Source organism: Mycobacterium sp. 852002-10029_SCH5224772, from assembly GCF_001667315.1.
Classification (GTDB): Bacteria; Actinomycetota; Actinomycetes; order Mycobacteriales; family Mycobacteriaceae; genus Mycobacterium.
Genome location: NZ_LZHT01000005.1, coordinates 188,664 through 210,089 on the forward strand (window position 1 = coordinate 188,664; position 21,426 = coordinate 210,089).

General features: G+C 69.4%; 8 protein-coding genes. All 8 read left to right on the forward strand.

Annotated elements, in window-relative coordinates:
* Positions 1-81: 81 nt before the first annotated feature.
* From A5775_RS01460 to A5775_RS01495, 8 genes are read left to right on the forward strand one after another with little or no spacing between them, the layout of a single operon-like run.
* Positions 82-3,585 carry a non-ribosomal peptide synthetase gene (locus A5775_RS01460; RefSeq protein WP_067246218.1) on the forward strand — a complete coding sequence of 1,168 codons (3,504 nt, stop codon included), beginning with the start codon at positions 82-84 and terminating at the stop codon, positions 3,583-3,585.
* Positions 3,586-3,593: 8 nt separating this feature from the next.
* Positions 3,594-4,364: a thioesterase II family protein gene (locus A5775_RS01465; protein ID WP_067246221.1), complete on the forward strand. Its 771-nt coding sequence runs from the start codon at positions 3,594-3,596 to the stop codon at positions 4,362-4,364.
* A gap of 5 nt (positions 4,365-4,369) precedes the next feature.
* Positions 4,370-5,689, forward strand: coding sequence for a polyketide synthase (locus A5775_RS01470; protein ID WP_067246224.1), 1,320 nt, complete (start codon positions 4,370-4,372; stop codon positions 5,687-5,689).
* Positions 5,689-8,745: a mycobactin polyketide synthase MbtD gene (gene mbtD / locus A5775_RS01475; protein WP_067246228.1), complete on the forward strand. Its 3,057-nt coding sequence runs from the start codon at positions 5,689-5,691 to the stop codon at positions 8,743-8,745. The genes A5775_RS01470 and mbtD overlap by 1 nt, the downstream gene beginning before the upstream one ends.
* Position 8,746: 1 nt before the next feature.
* A complete protein-coding gene (locus A5775_RS01480) occupies positions 8,747-15,319 on the forward strand; it encodes a non-ribosomal peptide synthetase (protein ID WP_067246231.1) in 6,573 nt (2,190 codons plus the stop codon).
* On the forward strand, positions 15,316-19,755 hold the full coding sequence (locus tag A5775_RS01485) for a non-ribosomal peptide synthetase (RefSeq protein ID WP_067246236.1): 4,440 nt from the start codon (positions 15,316-15,318) through the stop codon (positions 19,753-19,755). Before A5775_RS01480 ends, A5775_RS01485 begins: the two co-directional genes overlap by 4 nt.
* Positions 19,752-21,038 carry an NADPH-dependent L-lysine N(6)-monooxygenase MbtG gene (gene mbtG, locus A5775_RS01490; protein WP_067246239.1) on the forward strand — a complete coding sequence of 429 codons (1,287 nt, stop codon included), beginning with the start codon at positions 19,752-19,754 and terminating at the stop codon, positions 21,036-21,038. The genes A5775_RS01485 and mbtG overlap by 4 nt, the downstream gene beginning before the upstream one ends.
* A complete protein-coding gene (locus A5775_RS01495; protein ID WP_067246361.1) occupies positions 21,019-21,234 on the forward strand; it encodes an MbtH family protein in 216 nt (71 codons plus the stop codon). Before mbtG ends, A5775_RS01495 begins: the two co-directional genes overlap by 20 nt.
* Positions 21,235-21,426 lie beyond the last annotated feature (192 nt).

Sequence of the window (21,426 nt, forward strand, 5' to 3'; positions counted from 1 at the left end):
GGGGCTAGTAGCGGGGATGCAGGCAGTAAGGATAGGGTAACCAAAAAATTAGGGCAGCCTGTGCTAATTCAGGGAGGGTCTGTGGTGCACGCCCCGGCACGCTCGGAGGACATCCGCGCGGAGGTGGCTGAACTGCTCGGCGTCGACGTCGATGCAGTTCAGCCGGGTAGTAACCTCATCGGCCAGGGCCTGGACTCGATCCGGATCATGACCCTGGCCGGCCGCTGGCGCCGCCAGGGCATTGCCGTCGACTTCGCCACGCTGGCCGAAGCGCCCACGATCGAGGCCTGGGCACAGCTGGTCACTACCGGTGGGCATAGCGCTGATCAGCCGCCCCTGCCGGCCGATGCACCCGGCCACGCCGAGCGATCCGGGGAGGACGAGCCCTTTTCCCTGGCCCCGATGCAGCACGCGATGTGGGTCGGCCGCCAAGACAACCAGCAACTGGGCGGCGTCGCCGGGCATCTCTACGTCGAATTCGACGGCGGCCCGATCGATCCCGAACGCCTGCGCACGGCGGCCACCGCGCTGGCACGGCGCCATCCGATGCTCCGGGTGCGGTTCCTGCCCGACGGCACCCAGCGCATCACGCCGTCCGACGAATCCGGCGCCTTCCCGGTCGACGTCGAGGACCTGCGCGAGCTGGGCACCGACGAGGTCGATCAGCGACTCGCCGCCATCCGCGACGCCAAATCACACCAGCAGCTCGACGGCGCGGTGTTCGAGTTGGCGGTGACCCTGCTGCCGGACCAACGGTCCCGGCTCCACGTCGACCTGGACATGCAGGCCGCCGACGCGATGAGCTATCGCACCCTGATGGCCGACCTGGCGGCGCTCTACCTCGGCCGCGCCCTGCCCGAACTGAGCTACACCTACCGGCAATACCGCCAAGCCATCGAAGCCGAAGACGCCCAGCCGCAACCGGCCCGCGACGCGGACCGCGCCTGGTGGGCGCAGCGCCTCCCGGAGCTGCCGGACCCACCGGCGCTGCCGACCACCGGCGGCCGCGCCGGCAACCAGAGCACCCGGCGCTGGCACTGGCTGGACCCGCAGACCCGCGATGCGCTGTTCGCCCGCGCCCAGGCGCGCGGTTTCACCCCGGCGATGGCGCTGGCCGCGGGGTTCGCCAACACCCTGGCGCGCTGGTCGACCACCTCGCGGTTTCTGCTGAACGTTCCGCTGTTCGGGCGCCAGGCCCTGCACCCGGACGTCGACTCGCTGGTCGGTGACTTCACCTCCTCGCTGCTGCTCGACGTCGATCTCGTCGGCGCGAGCACCGCGGCGGTACGGGCGCAGGTGGTGCAGGACGCGATGCGCACGGCGGCCGCCCACTCCGCCTATCCCGGGCTGTCGGTGCTGCGCGACCTCAGCCGTCATCGCGGCACCCAGGTGCTCGCGCCCGTCGTCTTCACCAGCGCGCTCGGACTCGGCGAGCTGTTCGGCTCCGAAGTGACCGGCCAGTTCGGCACACCGGGATGGATCATCTCCCAGGGACCTCAAGTGCTGCTCGACGCACAGGTCACCGAATTCGACGGGGGCGTCCTGGTGAATTGGGATGTGCGCGAAGGCATCTTCCCGCCGGGGGTCATCGACGCGATGTTCGCCTACCACATCGACGAGCTGCTGCGCCTGGCTGCCGCCGACGACGCCTGGGACGCGCCGGGCCCCTCGGCGCTGCCCGAGGCTCAGCGGGCGGTGCGCGCGGCGGCCAACGGTCGCACCGCCGAACCCAGCGGAGAAGCCTTGCACGACGGGTTCTTCCGGCAAGCCGAGCAGCAGCCCGATGCGCCCGCGGTCTTCGCGAGTTCCGGTGACCTGAGCTACGCGCGGCTGCGCGACCAGGCGCTGGCGGTGGCGGCCGCGCTGCGTGCGGCCGGCGTCGCCGCCGGCGACACCATCGCGGTGATGGGCCCCAAGACCGCCGAGCAGATTCCGGGGTTGCTGGGCATCCTGTCGGTCGGTGCCGTCTACCTGCCGATCGGCGCCGACCAGCCGCGCGACCGCGCCGAACGCATCCTCGAGACCGGCGGGGTGAGCCTGGCGCTGGTGTGCGGCGGCCAACGGCTGTCCGTGCCGGTGCCCGAGGTGGTGCTTGCCGACGTCCTTCGCGACGCACCCGCGATCGGCGAGATACGCTCCGCGAGAATCGATCCCGGCGAGCTCGCCTATGTGTTGTTCACCTCCGGCTCCACCGGAGAGCCCAAGGGCGTCGAGGTCACCCACGACGCGGCGATGAACACCGTGGAATTCATCGCCCGCCACTTCGAGATCGGTCCCGCGGATCGATGCCTGGCGCTGTCGACCCTGGAGGGCGACATCTCGGTGATGGACGTGTTCGTCACCCTGCGCACCGGCGGGGCGATCGTGGTGGTCGACGAGGCGCAGCGCCGTGATCCCGACGCCTGGGCCCGGCTGATCGACACCCACCAGGTCACGGTCCTGCATTTCATGCCCGGCTGGCTGGAGATGCTGATCGAGGTCGGCCGCGGGCGACTGTCCTCGGTGCGGGTGGTACCCACCGGCGGCGACTGGGTGCGGCCCGAGGTGGCGCGCCGGTTGCGGGCCGAAGCGCCCAACCTGCGCTTCGCCGGCCTCGGGGGGGCGACCGAAACCCCGGTGCACAACACCATTTTCGAGGTGACCGAGGCGATATCGGAAGACTGGACCGCCCTGCCCTTCGGCGTCCCACTGCCCAACAACGCCTGCCGCGTCGTCGACGACACCGGCGCTGACTGCCCCGACTGGGTTCCCGGCGAGTATTGGGTGTCCGGGCGCGGCATCGCGCGCGGCTACCGCGGACGACCCGATCTCACCGCAGAACGCTTCGTCGAGTACGACGGCCGAATCTGGTACCGCACCGGCGATTTGGTCCGCTACTGGCCCGACGGCACCGTCGAATTCGTCGGCCGCGCCGACCACCGCGTCAAGATCAGCGGGTACCGCGTCGAGCTGGGTGAGATCGAGACCGCGTTGCGGCGCGTGCCCGGCGTGCGGACGGCGGTGGCCGCGTTGATCGCGGTGTCGGGGGAATCCGACGTGCTGGCCGCGCAGGTGTGCACCGACGACTCCGCCGTGACCGCCGAGGGGATCCGGCGGTCCCTCGCCGACCTCGTTCCCGCGCACATGATTCCGCGCCACATCACGGTGGTGGAACGGATCGGCTTCACCGATGCCGGAAAACTCGACCGCCGGGCCGCGGCGCGCGAATTGGAAATCGCCGTTTCGCAATCGCAGCGGCCGGGCCACCGCGCGCCGTCGACACCGCTCGAATCCGCGCTGGCGATGATCGTGGGCGACCTGCTCGGCCGGCAGAACGTCGGCGTCGACGACGACTTCTTCGCACTCGGTGGTGATTCGGTGCTGGCCACGCAGGCGGTGGCGCGAATTCGGGCCTGGCTGGACGCACCGGACATCATGGTCGCCGACATCTTCGCCAACCGAACCGTGTCGGCGCTGGCCGCGGTGCTCCGGGCCGGCGAGCACGACCCCGGCCGGCTCGACCAGGTTGCCGAGCTCTACCTGGAGGTGATCGGCATGGACGCCGAATCGGTTCTGGCGGCCTCTCAACAGCCCGCGAAATCGTAAACAACACAATGACATTGAACAACGTGATCACCGTGTCTTCCACGTTCCCATCCTGGGTCAAGCTGACCCGGGGACGCAACGGCGGATCAGCGGACCGCTCGGCAGGCGCCACCGTGGTATTCCCGCACGCCGGTGCGGCCGCCGCGGGCTATCGGGTGCTGGCGGCGGCGCTGGCCGCCGGCGGCGATACCTACGTGGTGCAGTACCCACAGCGGGCCGACCGGCTCAGCGAGCCCGCCCACGAAAGCGTGCACGACCTCGCCGTCAGCCTGTTCCAGGCCGCACCATGGCCCAGCGTCGCACCGCTGACGTTGTTCGGCCACAGCATGGGCGCCGTCGTCGCCTTCGAATTCGCCCGTGTCGCCGAGACGTACGGCGCGCCCGTGCGCAAGCTCTGGGTGTCGGCGGGCCCGCCGCCATGCGTGGTGGGCGACATGCCCGAATTGCCGACAAGTGACGACGGGCTGCTGGCGGACATCGCCGATTTGGGCGGCACCGACCCGGAACTGCTTGCCGACGAAGAGTTCTCGGAGCTGCTGACCACCGCGGTGCGCGCCGATTACCAGGCCTTCAACCGCTATGACCCCAGCCCCGACGTCCGCATCGCCGCGGACATCCACGTGCTGGGCGGTCATGACGATCACCGCATCGGAACCGGTGTGCTCCGCCAGTGGGAACAGCACACCGCCGGATCCTTTGCCCTGTCGCTGTATGACGGCGGGCACTTCTACCTCTACGACCACGTCGACGCGGTCGCCGCGCAGGTGCATGCCGGGTGAGGCCGATGTTTGAGAACGGGTTCGACGCCGAGCGCGCCGACCCTGTCGTGATCGTGGGGATGGGTGTCGAGGCCCCCGGCGGCATCGAAAACGCCGAAGGCTACTGGGATCTGCTGGCGCACGGCCGTGATGCGCTGGGACCGTTTCCCACCGACCGCGGTTGGGCAGTGCCCGAACTGCTCGCCGGCTCGCGCCGCGGCGGTTTCAAAGAAATTCATGATCGCGGTGGATTCCTCAGCGGGGCAACCACCTTCGATCCGGAGTTCTTCGGCATCTCACCCCGCGAAGCCGTGGTGATGGACCCGCAGCAGCGGGTGGCGCTTCGGGTGGCCTGGCGTGCGTGCGAGAACAGCGGCATCAATCCCGACGACCTGGCCGGGCACGACGTGGGCTGCTTCGTGGGCGCCTCCGCCACCGGCTACGGGCCCGAGATGGCCAGGTTTTCCGAGCACAGCGGCCATCTGCTCGCCGGGACCGCGCTCAGCGTGATCTCGGGCCGCATCGCCTACACGCTGGGATTGGCCGGTCCGGCACTGACCCTGGATTCCTCGTGCGCGTCCGCGCTGGTGGCCTTCCACGTCGCGGTGCGTTCCCTGCAGAACGACGACTGCGACATGGCCATCGCGGGCGGGGTCAACGTGCTGGGCTCACCTGGCTTCTTCGTCGAGTTTTCCAAACAACACGCGCTCTCCGATGACGGATACTGCCGCCCCTACAGCGCGCAGGCCAGCGGAACCGTGTGGGCCGAGGGAGCGGCGATGTTTGTGCTGCAACGTAAGTCGGCCGCGCTGCGCGCGGGCCGGCAGATCATGGCCGAGGTGCGCGCCACCGCCATCAACCAGGACGGGCGCAGCGCCGGGCTCAGCGCGCCCAGCGGCGACGCACAGGTCCGCCTGTTTCAACGGGCCATCACCCAGGCCGGGATCAAGCCCGCCGAGGTGGGGATGATCGAGGGTCATGGCACCGGCACCCGGCTCGGCGACCGCACCGAATTGCGCTCGCTGGCACAGACCTACGGCGACACCGAAGCCGGCGCCGGGGCCCTGCTGGGCTCGGTGAAGTCCAACGTGGGGCACTCGTTGGCCGCCGCCGGAGCGCTGGGTCTGGCCAAGGTGCTGGTCTCGGCCGAACACGGCGCCGTGCCGCGGACCCTGCACGCCGGCAACGCCAGCCCCGAAATCGACTGGGATAAACAGGGTTTACGATTGGCTCAGACCCTGACGCCGTGGCCGGCCATCGACGGGCAGCGCATTGCCGCGGCGTCCGCGTTCGGGATCGCCGGCACCAACGCGCATCTGATCGTCTCCGTCCCCGAGGTCGCGTGATGCTCACCCATCGTCTACCGGACGGGCGCATCCCGGTGCTGCTGAGCTCCCACGACCCGGAGCTGATCCGCCGGGATGCGGCGGCGATCCTCGATTATCTGGGCCGCATCGATTCGTCGAACGTGACCGCCGCCGTTGCATCCACCCTGCTGCGGCTGCGGCGCGCGCGGCGTCACCGCGCGGTGTTGCGTGCAGCCGACAGCGCCGAGCTCGTCGCCGGGCTGTCGGCGATCGCTCGCGGCGACGAGCACGAGCTGGTCACGCAATCCGCGAAGACGACGCCGCCACGCATTGCGTTCGTGTTCCCGGGCCAGGGCAACCAATGGCAGGCGATGGGCGCCGACGCCTACCGGCAACTGCCCGCCTACCGCGAGGCGGCCGACCGGTGCGCGGAAGCGTTCACCGTTGCCGGATTCGCTTCTCCGCTCCCGTATCTGGTGGGCGAGGAGGAGCGCAACTGGTCACGCCCCGAGATCCAGGGGGCGCAGTTCACCCACGCGGTCAGCCTGGCCGAGGCATGGCGATCCTGCGGGGTGCTGCCCGATATCACCATCGGCCACAGCCTCGGCGAGGTGGCGGCCGCATACGTGGCGGAGGCGCTCTCGCTGCCCGACGCCGTCGCACTGGTGGTTGCGCGCGCCACCGTGGTCAGCCAGCTGACGGGCCGCTACGCGATGGCGGTGCTCGGCACCGGCCTCGACATCGCCGAGGCCCTGCTGGCCGAGGCGCCCGGCTGGCTGGAGGTTTCGGCGGTCAACGGGCCGTCGTCGACCGTGGTCGCCGGCGATCACGACGCGGTGGCCGCCACGGTGCGGCTGGCGCAGCAGCGCGACATTTTCACCCATCAGCTGTCCGTCGACTATCCCGGCCACACCAGTGCGCTGCGCCCGTTGCGTGCCGCCCTGGCCGAGCTGACGCCGCGGTCCGCGTTCCGGGACGGGCCGGTGAGGTTCGTGGGCTCCACCCTCGGCACCGAGCTGCGCGCCGCGACCGAGTTCTCCGGATACTGGTATGAAAACCTTTGCGGCACAGTGCGATTCGATCTCGCCGTGCAGTACGCCCGCGGCTGCGGAGCCGATACGTTCGTAGAGCTTTCGGCGCACCCGTCATTGCTCTATCCGCTGGGTGACATCGTCGACGACGAGTCGGTCGTCGTCGGCTCGGGGCACCGCGACCGGCCGATCACCGAAACGCTCTCGGCGAGCATCGCCGCCGTCGCGACCACCGACCCCGGCCGCCGGTGGGCCGACGCCGTCCCGGTGGGTGACCCGGTTCCGCTGCGCGGGTTCCCGAACACGCCGATGCGCGCAGTGCACCTGTGGGCGGCGCCGGAACGAGCGACCGAACCTTCGCCGGTCCGGGCGCTTACCGTGGCCGTCGAGGACTGGCAACACACGACCTCGCCGATCACACCGATCGCGACACAGCCCGACATCGGGTTCTTCGGTGCGGACGCACTGACACGACGGCTGGCCGAAGCCGTTGCGGCCCACGGCGGCTGCCGGGTGGTGCCGCCGAACGACGCGGAAATCCTGGTGGTGGCCGCGCCCGCGCTCGACCAGCTCGACGCCGCGGCCGCGATCGAGCAGATCGCCGCCCGACCCGATGCCGGCCTACCCGATTACCCCGCGCTCATCGGCCCACGATGCCGGGCTGTCTGGCTGCTCACCGCAGGCGCCGAACACATCGACCGGGACGACACCCACGTCTCGCCCGCGCAGGCGGCCCTGGCGGCGATGCATCGCAGCGTCGGATTCGAATTCCCGGACCAGGCTTTCGGCCACCTCGACCTCGAACACCGCGATGTGGACGCGGCGACTGCACGGGCCGTCGTCGACGTGCTGTCGGGCGAGCCGGCCGAGGTCGCGTTGCGGGGCGGCGCATCACCGCCGAGGCATGTTCGACGCCATGTCCGAACATTCCGCGCGTGCCGCGAATCGGCAACCGGCCGGCCACTCGATGCCCCCGCCCTGGACGACGTGGTGATCACCGGCGGCAGCGGGGCCATCGGCCTGCAGTATGCGCGGTATTGCCTCGAACGCGGGGCGCGGACCGTCACCCTGTTGAGTCGCAACGGTGTGGACCCCGCCGCGCTGCGCGAGCTCGCCGACGGGCATGACGCCGAAGTGCGTGCCCCGCAATGCGATATCACCGACCGCACCGCACTGGCCTCCGTGGCCGCCACGTACGCGGGTTCGGGGGCGTCGTTGCTGATCCACACCGCGGGCATCGCGCAGGCGCGCTCCCGCGCCGACCTCACCGGTGCCGATGTGGCGGCCGTCTGCGCCGCCAAGGTCCGCGGGTTGGTGTTGATGGCCGACCTCTGGCCGCTGCGACCGGACTGCCGAATCCTCGCCTGCTCGTCGGTGTTCGGGACCTGGGGCGGCTACAGTCACGCCGCCTACGCGGCGTCCAACCGGATGCTCGATGTGTTGGCCGCCCAGTTGCGGGCCGAAGGCCGCGACTGCACGGCCCTCCGGTGGGGACTGTGGCAGGGCGCCGGGGTGGTGGTCGGCAACGAGATCGCCCGCACCGAACGCTCGGGTCTGGTGGCGATGGAGCCGCAGGCGGCGATCGAGGCCAGTCTCTACCGCTACGAAGGTGATCCGCTGATTTTCGATGCGGACTTTGACCGGCTGCAGGTGTTCTTCGAAAGCCAGGGAATGCCAATGCCGTTCACCGCATCGCACGCCGTCGATGACGGCGCAGCGGCGAACATCTCCGTGGCGAAGCCACTCGCCGACGTGGTGCGGGCCGAATTGGCCGCGACGCTGCACCTAGGTGATTCGCTGTCGATCGACCCGGGCACGTCGCTCATCGACCTCGGGATGGACTCGTTGCTCGCCCTCGATTTGCGTAAGCGGCTGCGCCGGACGGTGGGGAACTCCGTTCCGGTGGCCCGCATGCTCGGCGGCATCACGGTCAACGAGCTGATCGACGCGCTACGCGCGGACTCACCCGGCGGCCCCACGGCCCCGCCGGCATTCGACCGCACCGGCACCGCCAGCGGTGCGCACCACTCAACGCTCGCGATGCTCGAAAGGTTGGACTCCTAGCGTGACAGACACCACCGGCGTCGGCACCCATCTCGACGATGAGCGCTTGGAACTATTGCGCCGCAAGCTCGCTGAACGCGGCCTGGCCAGGTCGACGGGCGCCGCCCCCGTGGCCACCTGCGACGAGCCGCGCATGACCGTCGGCCAGCACCGGATGTGGTTCGTGCAGTCGGTCGATCGCGACAGCGCGTTGCTCAACATCTGCGTTTCCTATCGGCTCACCGGCGCTGTCGACATCGCGCAGTTACATCGCGCCGTCGATGCCGTCGCCGCGCGACACCCCGTACTCCATACGACGTATGACACCAACAGCGAGGGCGACCCACGTCCGGTCATCCGCGACGAGCTGCGCCCGGAGTGGACCGAACACGACCTGTCCGGACTGACCGATCAGGCGCGCCGGCTGCGGCTGGATGTGCTGGCACAGCGGGACTTTCGCCGGCCCTTCGACCTCAGCCAGGATTCCCCCCTGCGGGTCACGGTGGCGCACTTGGCCGCCGATGACCTGATACTGCTGATCACCGCGCATCACATCGCCTGGGACGACGGCTCGTGGGCACCGTTTTTCGCCGACCTGACCCGCGCGTACACCGACCCGCACGATTTCGCCGCCGCGCCGGGGCTGCCGGATCTTTCCGACGACCCCACCGCAATCCGTCAGGCGGATCTGGACTACTGGCGGCCGCTGATGGCCGATCTCCCGGAGCCACTGGAACTTCCCGGGCCCAACGGCTCGGTGGTGCCCAGTACCTGGCGCGCGCAGCGCGCGACCGCACCGTTGTCGGCGGACACCGTCGACCGCGCGGCCGCGCTGGCCCGCGAGACGGGCGCCACCCCGTACATGGTGCTGATGGCCGCGTTCGGCGCGCTGGTGCATCGCTACACCCAGTCGACCGACTTTCTGTTCGCGGCCCCGGTGCTGAACCGCGGCGTGGGAACCGAGGATGCCATCGGGTACTACGGCAACACCGTGGTGATTCGGCTGCGCCCCCGGCCGCACCAGACCTTCCGCGAACTGCTGGTCCAAACCCGTGACGGCGCGGTGGGTGCCTTCGCTCATTCGCGCGCCGACCTGGATTGGCTGGTGCGGGAATCGAATCCCGACCGCCGGCACGGGGCCGACCGGATGACCCGGGTCAGCTTCGGACAGCGGGAGGCCGACGGTGCCGGCTTCTGCCCGCCCGGCGTGCACTGCGAGCGCGCCGAGTTGCGCGGTCATTTCAACCAGCTGCCGCTGAGCCTGATGGTCGAGCTGAACCGTACGCCGGGTGGCCTGGACGGCGGTGTGATCGAGGCCGAGTACCTGGTCGAGGTGCTGGATCAGCAGTTGGTGAAGCAATTGCTGCGACACTATGCCGCCCTGCTGGACAACGTGCTGTCCGACCCGGACGCGACGTTGTCGGCGTGCGCGCTGATGAACGACGAAGACGCCGAGTGGCTGCGGGCCGTGTCGACCGGTGAAGAATTCGTCACCCCGGCCAGCACCCTGTCGGCGCTGGTCAGCCGGCGGGCGGCGCGGACGCCCGACGCCGTCGCGGTCGTCTACGAAGGGCGGGCCTACACCTACCGCGAAATCGATGAAGAGTCGAACCGGGTGGCGCACTGGCTCATCGAGCAGGGAATCGGCACGGAGGATCGCGTCGCGGTGCTGCTGGACAAATCACCCGAACTGGTCATCACCGCGTTGGGCGTGCTCAAAGCGGGCGGGGTCTACCTGCCGGTGGATCCCACCTACCCCGAGGACCGGCTGAGTTTCATCCTGGGGGACGCGGACGCCAAACTCGTGCTGCGCGAACCAGTTTCCGGTGTGGGGGATTATCCGGCCGGCGCGCCCGCCGCGTTGCTCCGGCCGCTGAGTCCGCAGAACACCGCGTACCTGATCTACACCTCGGGTTCGACGGGGCTGCCCAAGGGCGTTCCCGTGCCCCATGCGCCCATCGCCGAGTACTTCGTCTGGTTCGGCGACGAGTACCGGATCGACGAAACCGACCGGCTGCTGCAGGTTGCGTCGCCCAGTTTCGACGTGTCGATGGGCGAGATCTTCGGCACCCTGATCATGGGTGCCCGGCTGGTGATTCCGCGCCCCGACGGGCTGCGCGACATCGGCTACCTGACCGATCTGCTTGCCCGTGAGGGCATTACCTCGATGCACTTCGTACCGTCGTTACTGGGACTTTTTCTGTCGCTGCCCGGCGTCAGCCAGTGGCGCACACTGCGGCGCGTGCCCATCGGCGGGGAGGCCCTGCCCGGCGAGATCGCCGACAAGTTCCACGCCACCTTCGATGCGTCGCTGCACAACTTCTACGGACCGACCGAGACGGTGGTGAACTGCACCAGCTACCCGGTGGAAGGCACCCAGGGCACGCGGGTGGTGCCCATCGGGCGGCCCAAGATCAACACGCAGGTGTACCTGCTCGACAACGCCCTGCAGCCGGTTCCCGTCGGGGTGATCGGTGAAATCTACATCGCCGGAACTCATGTCGCGCACGGATACCACCGCAGGCCGCAGCTGACGGCCGAGCGCTTTGTCGCCGACCCGTTCACCCCCGGCGGCCGGATGTACCGCTCCGGCGACCTCGCCCGGCGCAACGCCAACGGGGACATCGAGTTCGTCGGCCGCGCCGACGAGCAGGTGAAGATCCGCGGTTTCCGCATCGAGCTGGGCGAAATCGCCGCCGCCATCTCGGTCGACCCCAGCGTCGGACAAGCCGTCGTGCTGGCCATGGACCTGCCCCAGTTGGGTAAGAGCCTGGTGGGATACGTGACGCCGGCCGAGGGCGCCGGCCCGGAAACGGTTGACGTCGAACGCATCCGGTCCCGGGTGGCCGCCGCACTGCCGGACTACATGACTCCGGCCGCCTATGTGGTGCTCGACGAGATCCCGATCACCGCCCATCAAAAGATCGACCGCGCCGCGCTGCCGCAACCGCAGCTCGCGGCCGGTACCGAGTACCGCGACCCGACGAGCCCCACCGAAATCCGGATCGCCCAACTGTTTTCCGGGTTGCTGGGCCACGAGCGGGTGGGTCTCGACGACTCGTTCTTCGACCTGGGCGGCCATTCGCTGGTCGCCACCAAGCTGGTCACCGCGATCCGCACGGAGTGCGGCGTGGAACTCGGCATCCGCGACGTGTTCGAGCTCGCCACGGTGGGCCTGTTGGCGGAGCGGGTCGACCAGCTGAGTTCGGGCCAACTGACGCAGTCGCGCCCCAGGCTGATCGCGACCGCGCACGACGAGCCCCTGCCGCTGTCGGCGTCGCAGCTGCGCAGCTGGTTCGCCTATCGGCTGGACGGGCCCAGCCGGGTCAACAACATTCCCTTTGCGGCCAAGCTGACCGGACCGTGGGACATCGATGCGCTGATCGCCGCCGTCGGCGATGTCGTTGCCCGCCACGAGATCCTGCGCACCAGCTACGTCGAGCTGGACGGCGTGCCCTATCAGGTCGTGGGCCCGGCCAGCGTCGAGGTCCCGGTGCGCCGCGCGCAGGGCGCCGGTGACGCCTGGCTACAGCAACAGCTCGACGTCGAGCGGCACCACTGCTTCGAGCTGGACTCGGAATTACCGATCCGGGTCGCGGTGCTGCGCACCGAGAACGCAGCCGAACACGTGCTGTCGCTGGTTGTGCACCACATCGCCGCTGACCATTGGTCGGCGGGCGTGCTGTTCGCCGACGTGATGACCGCCTACCGCGCCCGGCGCGGCGGGGAAGCGCCGTCCTGGGCCCCGCTGCGGGTGCAGTACGCCGACTACGCGGCGTGGCAGCGCACGTTTTTGGGTGACGCCGGTGGCCAGGAGTCCGCCATTGCCTCCGAGCAACGGGAGTACTGGACCCGGAAGCTGGCGGGGCTGTCGGAGGACACCGGGCTGCGGCCGGACTTCCCGCGCCAGCCGGTGCCCAGCGGGGAGGGCGAATCCGTCGACTTCCACATCGACTCGGCCACCCGCGCCAAGCTGGCCGAGCTGTGCCGCGAGCTGGGCATCACCGAATTCATGCTGCTGCAAACCGCTGTCGCCGTGGTGCTACACAAGGCGGGTGGCGGCGTGGACATTCCGTTGGGCACCCCGGTCGCCGGGCGCACCGAAGCCGAATTGGACCAGCTGATCGGCTTTTTCGTCAACATCCTGGTGCTGCGCAACGACCTGGACGGCAATCCGACGCTGCGGGAACTGCTGAAGCGGGCGCGGGAGACGGCGCTGGCCGCCTACGCCCACCAGGACCTGCCGTTCGACCGGGTGGTCGACAGCGTCAGCCCGGTGCGTTCGCTGTCGCGCAACCCGCTGTTCCAGGTCGTCGTGCACGTGCGTGATCACCTGTCCGCCACGCGAGTCATCGAGCCCGCGCCCGCGGGCGGCGACGGGCGCGACACCGTGTGCACCTCACTGGATCCCATCTTCGACATGGCGCACGCCGACCTGAGCGTCAACTTCTTCGGCACGGACGGTACCGACGGCATCGGCTACAACGGCAACGTCATCTTCCGCACCGAGCTCTACGCCAGAAGCACCATCGAGCGGCTGGCCGATTGGCTGGCCCGGGCGGTCACCGCGTTCGCCGAGGACCTCGATCAGAGTCTGCGAGACGTTCAGCTGATCGACGCAGGAGAACAGCGCCGCATTCTGCAGGACTGGAGCCGCGGCGCCCACCCGCCGCACGACCGGCCGCGCACCATACCGGAGCTGCTGGAACCGAGTCGGACGTGGGGAGCGGATCGGATCGCGGTGCGCTGCGGCGATCAACAGATCGATTACCCTGCGCTGCATCGCTGTTCGGACAACCTGGCCGCGCTGCTCGCCAGGAATGGGATAGGCCCGGGCGCGTTGGTCGGGCTGTCGACCCGACGCAGCATCGAACTGGTGGTGGCGCTGGTGGCCATCATGAAGGCCGGCGCCGGTTACTTCCCCATCGATCCCGGCTATCCGTCGGCGCGAAAGCAATTCATGCTCGACGACGTCCAGCCGCCGGTGGTGGTCGCAACGGCCGAGGCGGTGGACACCATGCCGCACGTGCCGGGAGTCGAGTTGATTTCCCTGGACGATCCACGCGTGGGCGCCCTGGTGGACAGCGATGACGTGGATCCGCAATCGAGGGACTTGCGGTTGCCGCACCCCGATGACCCGATGTACCTGGTGTTCACCTCAGGATCGACCGGTAAGCCGAAAGGCGCGGTGGGAACCCATCGTTCGATGGCGGCCCGGCTGGATTGGCAGCTGCGAAACTATCCGCCGAGGACCGAGGACGTGCGGTTGGCGCAGGCCTCGATCACCTTCCTCGAAGGCGGGATGGAGATGCTGGCCGGCCTGGCCGCCGGCGCGACCATGATCCTCGCCGACGACACCGAGCACCGCGACCCCGAGGCCCTCGGGGAGTTGATGGACCGGTATTCGGTCGCCCAGGTGACCGCGGTGCCCAGCCTGGTCTCGGCGTTGGTGGACAGCCGGCCCGGTGCCGTGTGCGCGCTGTCGCGGCTGGTGTGCGGCGGCGAGCCGGTGAGTGCGTCGTTGCTGCAACGGCTGGTGTCGGTGTGCGCCGACGACGGCACCGAGCTGTTGAACAACATCGGTTCCACCGAGACCTCGGGCGCGGTGTCCCGCGGACGCCTAGGGTTGCCGAATCCGCTTGTCGGAAAGCCGGTCCCGGGTGCGGAGGCCTACCTTCTCGACGACGGGCTGCGCCCCGTTCCGGCCGGGGTGGTGGGCGAGCTGTACTACGCGGGTGACCAACTGGCCCGTGGGTATTGGAAGCGCCCCGGCCTGACCGCGACACGGTTTGTCGCCAATCCTTATGGTGTCGAGCCCGGTTCGCGCTTGTACCGCAGCGGCGACCTGGCCCGGTGGACCGACGACGGACAACTGGAATTCGTCGGACGTGCCGACCACCAGGTGCAGGTCCGCGGTTTCCGGGTCGAGTTGGCCGAGGTCGAGGCGGCCCTGGCGGCAGCCGACGGCGTCGCCGCCTCAGCGGCCCGCACCTGGGATGTGCACGGCGGCACGTCGCTGGCCGGATATGTTGTGCCGCAACGGCAGATCGTCGATGACGCCGCGAAGGCGGAGTTCGCGGGCCAGGTGCGCGCCGCGATCGCCACGACGCTGCCGGGCTACATGATGCCGTCGTCGCTGACCGTCCTCGACGTCCTCCCCAAGACCGAATCGGGCAAGCTGAACCGGCCCGGGCTGCCGCGTCCGGCGGTCAGCACCCGCGGCCTGACCGAACCGACCCGCACCGACACCGAACGGGCGCTGGCCAAGGTGTTCGCCGAACTGCTGTCGACCCCCGACGTCGGCCGCTTCGACGACTTCTTCGCCCTCGGCGGCGACAGCATCCTGTCGGTGCAGCTGGCCTCTCGCGCGCGGGCAGCCGGCCTGGCCGTGAGTCCGCGCATGATCTTCGAGAATCCGACGGTGCAGCAGCTGGCCGCCGCCCTGGATGCGCTGGGAGACGCGGAGATCGATGCCGCGCAGGACGATCAGGCGGCCGACGTCCGTTTCGAGCCGATGAGCACCTCCGGTCTGTCATCCTCGGATCTGGCTGCGGTCACACAACTTTGGTCGTCCTCGCGTGAAGGCACGACATGACGGCCGCCGGAACCGACGTCGCGCCCGACATCGAGGACGTGATGGCGCTGAGCCCGCTGCAGGAGGGCTTGTACTCGCTGACCACGCTCGCCGAATTCTCCGACGGCGAAGCCGCGGACGACCCGTACGTGATCGGCATGGCCGCCGACATCTCCGGCGCACTCGACGTCGCGCTGCTGCGCGAGTGCGCGGAGAAGATGTTGGTTCGCCACCCGAACCTGCGGGCCAGCTTCTTCAGCCGGGGCATCCCGCGGCCGGTGCAGATCGTGCCGTCCCGCGTCGAGTTGCCGTGGCGATTCGTCATGGCCGCACCCGAGGACGTGCCGGCGCTGCAAACGGGTGAGCGCCGGCGACCATTCGATCTGGAACACGGCCCGGCCATCCGCTTCCTGCTGATCGAATTGCCCGGCGCGCAATGGCGTCTGGTGCTCACCGCCCATCACATCGTGATCGACGGCTGGTCGATGCCGGTGTTCATCAACGAGATGATGATCCTGTACCAGGCCGGCGGTGATCTGTCGGCGCTGCCCGTCGCGCCGCGGCCATACCGCGATTACATTGGCTGGTTGGCCGCCCGCGACCCGGAGACCAGCCGGCAGGTCTGGCGCCGTCACCTCGCCGGCCTGCCGGGGCCCACCCTGCTGGCCGCCGCCCTGGGCTCGATCGACACCACCGACCGACAGCAGACGGCATTGCCGCGCACCACCGAACTGCGGCTGCCGGCCCAGGCCACCGCGCGGTTGGTCGAGGAGGCCCGTTCGCGCGGCATCACCGTCAACACCCTGATGCAAATGGCGTGGGCGCTGGTGTTGTCCCGGCTGACCGACACCCTCGATGTGGTTTTCGGGGTCACGGTGTCGGGCAGGCCGCCCGAACTGACCGGCGTCGAGACCATGGTCGGTTTGTTCATCAACACCGTGCCGCTGCGGGTGCGGCTGGACCCGGCCGCGGGTGCCGGCGAACAATGCCGCGCCGTGCAGCGCGATGCCGCGCTGCTGCGTGAGCACAGCTATCTCGGGCACGCCCAGTTGCGGGCCCTCGGCGGGGTCGGGGAGATGTTCGACACCCTGTTGGTCTACGAGAACTTCCCGATGAACGGCCTGTCCTCCGGTGGCGAATTGACCTCCGGCGGTGCGACATTCCGGCCGTCCGCCCTGCAAACCTTGTCGCATTTCCCGATCGCCGTCGCCGCCCACATGGACGCCGGTGAACTGGTGGTGCTGATCGAAGTGATCGACGGCGCGCTGGGCGCCATTCCCGCCGAAACCTTCGGACAGCGGGTGCTGACCACCGCCGAGCGGCTGCTGCAGGAGTGGGAGCGTCCGCTGCGCGACGTCAGCGTCCTCTTCGAGGACGAGACGGCCCCGTTGCGGGCCGCCGGCGCGCCCGCCCCGAAAACGCCCCGGTGCATTCACACGCGGTTCGCCGACGTCGTGGCCAGGACACCGGACAGTCCGGCGGTCAGCTGGGCGGGTGGGACACTGAGCTACCGCGAGCTGGACGACCGGACCACCCGGCTGGCCGCCGAGCTCGCTCGCAGGGGGGTCACGCTCGAAACTCCGGTCGGGACAAGGCTTTCCCGGGGCCCGCAGTACGTCGTCGCGATGCTCGCGGTGCTCAAGGCCGGCGGCATGTGCGTGCCCATGGAGCCGGGGATGCCCCCGGAACGGGTGACCTCGATTCTGCGCCAATCCGGCGCCACGATCGTCTTGGACGAAGAGTTGACCAAGGAGCTGCTCGAAGCACGCCGGCCGCAGGGCGACTTCACCCCGGTTGACGTCCCGCTCGAGCAGGCCGCGTATGTCGTGTTCACCTCGGGTACGACGGGAGAACCCAAGGGCGTCATCGGAACTCACGGCGCGGTGGGCGCGTACGCCGACGACCATCTGGATGGTGTGCTGCGGCCCGCGGCCGCCACGCTGGGCCGGCCGCTTCGCATCGCCCACGCGTGGTCGTTCGCCTTTGACGCCGCCTGGCAGCCGTTGGTCGCCTTGCTCGACGGCCACGGCGTGCACGTGGTCGACGAGCAAACCCAGACCGATGCCGAGGCGCTGGTCGCGCTGATCGCCGAGCACGGCATCGACATGATCGACACCACCCCATCGATGTTCGCCCAGCTGCAGGCATTCGGCCTGCTGACCGACGCGCCGTTGACGGTGCTGGCGCTGGGGGGCGAGGCGGTCGGCAGCGCGGCCTGGGCTCGAATCCGCAAGGTGTGCAGCACCGCATCGATGGCGGCGTTCAACTGCTATGGGCCGACCGAGACGACGGTCGAGGCAGTGGTGGCCGCCATCGCCGAGCACGAGGAGCCCTGCATCGGACGGCCGACCCGGCACACCCGCGGATACGTGCTGGATTCCGGGCTGCGGCCGGTCCCCTGCGGCGCGACGGGCGAACTCTACCTGGGCGGGGCCCAGCTGGCCCGTGGCTATGTGGGCCGCGCGGGCGAGACCGCGGCGCGCTTTGTCGCCGACCCGTTTGCACCCGCTGAGCGGATGTATCGAACCGGCGACCTGGTGCGCCGGATGCGCGACGGCACACTGCAATACGTCGGTCGCGCGGACGCCCAGGTGAAGATCCGTGGCCACCGCGTCGAGCCCGGAGAAATCGCCGCCGCCCTCGAATCGCATCCCGCCGTCCGGCACGCAGGCGTGCTGGTGCATCAGCGCAATGGCGCACCGCGGCTCACCGCGTACGTGGCGACCACCGACGCCGCGGGCACCAAGCCGACGGTCACCGACCTGCGTGCCATGCTCAGCACCAAACTGCCGCGCTACATGGTGCCGCAGCGCATCGTCATGGTCGACGAAATCCCGTTGACTCCCAACGGCAAGCTGGACGAATCCGCGCTGGCCGCCGTCGACGCCGCCGAATCCGTCGGAGGCGCGGCGACACCCGAGACCGCCACCGAATCCACCCTGGCCGAACTGCTCGCCGAACTGCTCGGGCACCCGCGAATCGACGTCACCGCGGACTTCCTGCAGCTGGGACTGGACAGCATCATGGCGCTGTCGGTGGTACAGGCCGCCCGGGCGCGCGGAATCGCGCTGCGCGCCAGACTCATCCTCGACTGCACCAACGTCCGCGAACTGGGCGAAGCGATTGACTCGGAAACCGCGGCCACCGCCCAGCAGGTGGACGACGGGACCGGACCGATGCCGTTGCTGCCCAACGGCCGATGGCTCTACGAACACGGCGACCCGCGCCGGCTCGCCCAGACCGAAGCCATCCGGTTGCCCGAGACGCTGCGCCGCGAACAACTCGATGCCGCGCTCGCCAGCATCATCAACGGCCACGAAGTGCTGCGCACCCGGGTGGACCGCCCCACCATGACGCTGGTTCCGGTACCGGCCCGGGACGCCCTGGGCGAACTCAAAGAGGTTGAGGTGGCCGGCGATCTGGGCGCAGCGGTGCCGGATCACGTCGCCCAGGCCGTTGACCGGTTGGACCCCAAACGCGGAACGCTGCTGGCCGCGGTGTGGCTCCGACCCCCGGCCGGCGAGAGCGTTCTATTGCTGGCCGCGCACGTGGTGGCGCTGGACCCGGCGTCGTGGCGGGTGATCCTCGGTGAACTCGGTGCCGCCCTGACGGCCTCGGCCACCGGCCACTCACCGGCACCCATTCGGGAACACACCAGCTATCGGCGCTGGGCCGACGCGCTCACCACGCGTGCGCACGGGTTGGGCACGGTGCGGTACTGGGCGTCGGAGTTGGACGGCGACGATCCCGACCTCGGGGCCCGGCGGCTCGATCCGGGCCGCGATCGCGCCCGCGATCTGATCGTCCGCAACGTGGCCACCGACGCCGATCTCACACGGCGGCTGCTGAATTCGGATCTGCCGTTGCCCACGCTGTTGGTTGCCGCCACCGCGGCGACCGTGACGAGCTGGCGGCGGCTGCGCGGCCAGCCCACGCCGCCGCCGCTGTTGGCGCTCGAAACCCACGGCCGCGCGGACGGTTTGGTCGACGGGCCGGGTGCACACACCATCGACACCGGCGACACGGTGGGCCTGCTCAGCTCCATCTACCCGGTGCGGCTGGACTCGACCGACCCGCACAGCGTGGCGGAGAAGCTGGCCGCGATCCCGGGCGACGGACTCGACTTCGGGTTGCTGCGCTACCTACGCGACGACACCGCCGAGCGGCTCGCGGGCCTGCCGCCCCCGCAGCTCCTGCTGAATTACCTCGGCGCCGCCCACACCGGCGGCGGCACCGGGCTGACGCTCGAGCGCGAGCTGCTCGCCGGGGTGTCGCCGGTGCCGGAGCCCGAGCTGGCGGTGCGCCACGAGCTCACCATCGCGGCGATGGTGCTCACGTACGGCGGAGAGCGGGTGTTGGCGGCGCAGTGGCGCGCCCTACCCGACATTCTCACTGACGCGGACATGACCGCGCTGCAAGGACTTTGGATCGATTCGCTGCGGGAGATGGTGAAATGAGCACACTTGCGATCGTGGGCGCCGGGGCCAAGGCGGTGGCTGTGGCCGCCAAGGCTTCGGTTCTGCGCGACATGGGCGTCGAGGTTCCGGACGTGGTCGCCGTGGAACGGATCGGCGTCGCGGCGAACTGGCAGGCCAGCGGCGGCTGGACGGACGGTGCGCACCGGCTGGGTACCAGCCCCGAAAAGGATGTCGGGTTTCCCTACCGCTCGGCGCTGGTGCCGCGCCGCAATGCCGAGTTGGACGAGCGGATGACCCGCTACAGCTGGCAGTCCTATCTGATCGCCACCGCGTCGTTCGCCGAGTGGATCGACCGTGGCAGGCCGGCACCGGCGCATCGCCGATGGAGCCAGTATCTGAGTTGGGTCGCCGACCACGTGGGCATGAATGTGGTGCACGGCGAGGTCGAACGACTGGCCGTCACCGGGGATCGTTGGGCGCTGCACACCCACGAGACCACGGTGCACGCCGACGCGTTGATGATCACCGGCCCCGGCCAGGCCGAAAAGTCTTTGCTTCCCGGCAATCCGCGCGTGCTGTCGATTGCCCAGTTCTGGGACCGCGCCGCCAATCACGACCGGATCAGCGCGGAGCGGGTCGCGGTGATCGGTGGCGGAGAGACAGCCGCGGCGATGCTCAATGAGCTGTTCCGGCACCGGGTCTCGAGTATCACCGTCATCTCCCCGCAGGCGACGCTGTTCACCCGCGGCGAGGGATTTTTCGAGAACTCGCTGTTCTCCGATCCCACCAACTGGCCGGCCCTCACCTTGGCCGAACGCCGTGATGCGTTGGCGCGCACCGACCGCGGCGTGTTTTCGTCGAACGTTCAGGAGGCGTTGCTGGCCGATGACCGCATCCACCACCTGCGGGGCCGCGTCGCCCACGCGGTCGGCAGGCAGGGTCAGATCCGGCTGACGTTGTCCACCAACCGCGGCAGCGAGAACCTCGAGACGGTCCACGGGTTCGATCTCGTCATCGACGGCTCCGGTGCCGACTCGCTTTGGTTCGCACCGTTGTTCAGCCAGGACGCGCTTGATCTGCTCGAACTCGGCCTGGGCGGCCCCCTGACGTCGGAGCGGCTGCAGGAGGCGATAGGTTATGACTTGGCCGTCACAGACGTCACACCCAAGTTGTTCCTGCCGAACCTGTCAGGACTTACCCAAGGGCCCGGGTTCCCCAACCTGAGCTGCCTTGGACTGCTATCCGATCGGGTGTTGGGTTCCACCGTCAGCCCGTCCAAGTATCCCCTGCAAAGGAGACATGATGAGCGCCAACCCCTTTGATGACGAGAACGCGACCTTCGTGGTGCTGGCCAACGACGAGGATCAGCACAGCCTCTGGCCGACCTTCGCTGACACGCCCGCGGGGTGGCGCGTGGTCTTCGGTGAAGCAAGCCGCGCGGACTGCCTGCAGTACGTCGAACAGAACTGGTCAGATATCCGGCCCAAGAGCCTGATTGAGACGCTCGCGGGGGAGTAAGGGCCAAGCGCGAGTCGCTACACACCTGCGGCACAGGATATTCAGAGTGTTGTCCCGCGCCGGCGCCGTAGCGTCGTCGTAACGTGACCAACTTGAGACACAAATGCCGGTGTCACCATGCACACTTACACCATCTTCAAACATGAAGACGTGTGACCGCGTGCGGCGCATCCGCGAAATCCCGCAACGGTT

Bases quoted from the DNA above. Each gene is read 5' to 3' on its own strand.
- A5775_RS01465 (WP_067246221.1), top strand. From the start codon at position 3,594: ATGACATTGAACAACGTGATCACCGTGTCTTCCACGTTCCCATCCTGG.
- A5775_RS01470 (WP_067246224.1), top strand. From the start codon at position 4,370: ATGTTTGAGAACGGGTTCGACGCCGAGCGCGCCGACCCTGTCGTGATC.
- mbtD (WP_067246228.1), top strand. From the start codon at position 5,689: ATGCTCACCCATCGTCTACCGGACGGGCGCATCCCGGTGCTGCTGAGC.
- A5775_RS01485 (WP_067246236.1), top strand. From the start codon at position 15,316: ATGACGGCCGCCGGAACCGACGTCGCGCCCGACATCGAGGACGTGATG.
- mbtG (WP_067246239.1), top strand. From the start codon at position 19,752: ATGAGCACACTTGCGATCGTGGGCGCCGGGGCCAAGGCGGTGGCTGTG.
- A5775_RS01495 (WP_067246361.1), top strand. From the start codon at position 21,019: ATGAGCGCCAACCCCTTTGATGACGAGAACGCGACCTTCGTGGTGCTG.